The sequence below is a fragment of the Streptococcus fryi genome, assembly GCF_053206505.1.
The window spans coordinates 1-2,994 of the sequence record NZ_JBRUGW010000062.1 but is presented as its reverse complement, the minus strand read 5'-3'; the positions used below and the strand labels follow the sequence as shown (position 1 = coordinate 2,994).

The window sequence follows — 2,994 nt, the reverse complement described above, 5'->3', positions numbered from 1 at the left end:
AAGTGTTTCAAGTTTCATGGGTTATTTAAAAGGTAAAAGTGCTCTTATGATGTTTGATAAACACGCGAATCTCAAATACAAATTTGGCAATCGCCATTTTTGGGCAGAGGGATATTATGTAAGTACGATTGGACTTAATGAAGCCACAATTAAGAAATATATACAAGAACAGGAAAAACATGATATAGCACTTGATAAATTGAGTGTGAAAGAGTATGAAGATCCCTTTAGGGATGATGGTAAGAAATACTAACGCCTCTTTAAGAGGCAAGTGACGAGTCAAAAGCGATTAGGCTTGAACAAAGTGAAAGCCAGCGTCTTTAGGCGCTGGCTGGTGATGTGGGCTTATAGCCCTTGTTCAAACCACCCGTTTGACGGGTGGTTATGATTTTGCCTGAAAAGCATGAGCAGAATAATTCCTATTTACCTTGATTTTGGTTATAATAATTGAAAAGTGAGGTATCTATGGATGTATCAGGTTATTGAATTATATGGAGATTTTGAACCCTGGTGGTTCCTAGAAGATTGGCAGGAAGATATTGTTGAGAGACAAGACTTTGAGACCTATCAAGACGCGTTGGCTTGCTTTGATAGCAAGTGGCAGGTATTACGCGAGAAATATCCTTATTACCAAAGTAGAAAAGATTTCTTAGCTGTTTTTTGGGATCGGAAAAAACAACGTTGGTGTGAGGAGTGTGGAGAGTCATTGCAGCAATATTCATCTTTGATGTTGCTTAAAGATAATGAAGTCCTTCCTATAGAAAAGTGTAGCGAAAAATATGAACAGGCTAATGCTAATACACAGAGTTTATCAAGTTGTGTCACAATTAATATCAAAAAAGATTGATGAGAGTCAGTCTTTTTTTAGTGCTTTACGAATAACTAATTAAGGAGGACTTATGATTCAAGAACTTGGAAGAGCATTGATTCAGGATGCAGTGATATCTAATGCTCAGGATATTTATATTATTCCTAAACAGAATGAGTATGAAGTCTACATGAGAATTGGGGATGAGCGACGTTTTATGAAGAATTACTCTCATGAAGAAATGTCAAGCCTTATTAGCCATTTCAAATTTGTTGCAGGGATGAATGTAGGAGAAAAACGCCGTACGCAAGTTGGCTCATGTGACTATCAATATACAGAAAGTGAGATGGTTTCCTTACGGTTATCAACTGTAGGGGATTATCGCAGTTTTGAAAGCTTAGTGATTCGTTTGTTATTTGATTTCAATAATCAACACAAGTTGAGATTTTGGAATCAAGGTGCAGAAAACCTGTTATCGCTCATAAAAGAAAGAGGCTTATATCTTTTTTCCGGACCAGTTGGGAGTGGTAAGACGACTCTCATGTATCATTTGGTTAAGCAAAAGTTTCCTAACAAACAGGTTATTACGATTGAAGACCCTGTGGAAATTAAGCAGGATAATATGCTACAGTTACAGTTGAATGACAGTATTGAGTTGACTTACGATAACCTGATTAAGTTATCTCTTCGTCATAGACCAGATGTTTTAATTATTGGTGAAATTAGAGATAGTCAGACAGCTAGAGCAGTTATGAGGGCTAGTTTAACAGGAACAACGGTGTTTTCAACTATTCATGCCAAGAGTATTCCAGGCGTTTATGCACGTTTAATGGAGTTGGGAGTCAGCAAGGAAGAATTAGAAAATAGTCTGAGAGGTATTGTTTATCAGAGATTAATTGGAGGAGGCGGACTAGTTGATTTTGCAGAATCAGATTTTGAAAACCATTCATCAAAAGAGTGGAATAAGCAGATTGGTCAATTGTTTGACGAAGGACATATCACTGAGTGGCAAAAAATCAGTGAAACGATTACCACTTAAACGCCAGAAAAAAGTTATTCAGCTCTTTAGTAACCTCTTGTCTAGTGGTTTTCATTTGTCAGAAATCGTTGATTTTTTGGAAAGAAGTTCCTTACTAGATATTGCTTACACTAGACAGATGAGAGCAGGATTGTTGTCTGGGGCGTCCTTAGCCCATATTCTAGAAGGATTAGGTTTTTCAAAAGATGTTGTGACACAGTTATCCTTGGCAGATCAACATGGTCATCTTGAAAAGAGTATGCTAACGATACAAGCCTATCTAGCTAACTTGCTCCAGATGAAGAAAAAACTCATCGAAGTGGTCACTTATCCCTTAATCTTATTAGTCTTTTTGATGATTATTATGTTGGGATTGCGACAGTACTTGATTCCTCAAATGGAAGAGGAGTCAGTATTGATAACCTTGATTAGTCATTTCCCGACGCTATTTATCTCTGGATTATTTGTTTTGGTATTGATAGGGATTTTGATTTATAGCATTTGGAAAAAAGTGTCCTCTTTATCATTTTGGAGTACTGTTTCAAGATACCCATTGTTTGGCCCGTTAGTCAGGTTATATTTGACAGCTTTTTATGCAAGAGAATGGGGAAATTTGATTGGCCAGGGTTTGGAAATGATGCAAATTGTCAAACTCATGCAAGATCAACCCTCGCGTTTATTTCAAGAGATAGGTGTTGATATGGGTAAAGCACTTTTATCAGGTCAGGAATTTCATGATAAAGTGTCCTCGTATCCCTTCTTTTTGAAGGAGTTGGCTTTGATGATTGAGTATGGGCAAGTCAAATCAAAACTTGGAAGCGAATTGGCTATTTATGCTGATGAAACTTGGGAGATGTTCTTTTACAAGTTGCAACGCACCACACAACTTATTCAACCGATTATTTTTATCTTAGTTGCGATGATGATAGTCATGGTTTATGCGGCAATGCTTTTGCCAATGTATCAAAATATGGAGATTAGTTTATGACAAAAATGCTTAAAACACTTAAATATAAAACGGTTAAAGGGTTTACTCTTTTAGAAATACGTGTACTTTAAATTAGTGTTTTCGGCCATTAAATTTTCCACTTTATTTTTATATGGCCTTTTTTTACAAACACTCTGTCAATCAAGAGGTTAACCACGTTTTTTTGCTTGTCATATTCAA

Annotated in this window: 4 protein-coding genes; all 4 read left to right on the top strand. The window is 36.4% G+C overall.

Annotated elements, in window-relative coordinates; translation table 11 throughout:
- Window positions 1–253: IS200/IS605 family transposase (tnpA, locus tag ACVRZH_RS09935; protein WP_447455119.1), on the top strand; the 253-nt coding region annotated here is incomplete at its 5' end.
- Window positions 254–469: 216 nt separating this feature from the next.
- Entirely contained in the window at window positions 470–847 is a 378-nt protein-coding gene (locus ACVRZH_RS09930) for a DUF1033 family protein (RefSeq protein WP_447455118.1), read from the top strand.
- Window positions 848–899: 52 nt separating this feature from the next.
- Window positions 900–1,847 (top strand): competence type IV pilus ATPase ComGA, encoded by a 948-nt coding sequence (gene comGA / locus ACVRZH_RS09925; protein WP_447455117.1) that lies wholly within the window; start codon window positions 900–902, stop codon window positions 1,845–1,847.
- The gene (gene comGB / locus ACVRZH_RS09920; RefSeq protein ID WP_447455116.1) at window positions 1,780–2,814 is read left to right on the top strand and encodes a competence type IV pilus assembly protein ComGB; all 1,035 of its coding nucleotides are present in this window, start codon (window positions 1,780–1,782) and stop codon (window positions 2,812–2,814) included. The genes comGA and comGB overlap by 68 nt, the downstream gene beginning before the upstream one ends.
- Window positions 2,815–2,994: the final 180 nt, after the last annotated feature.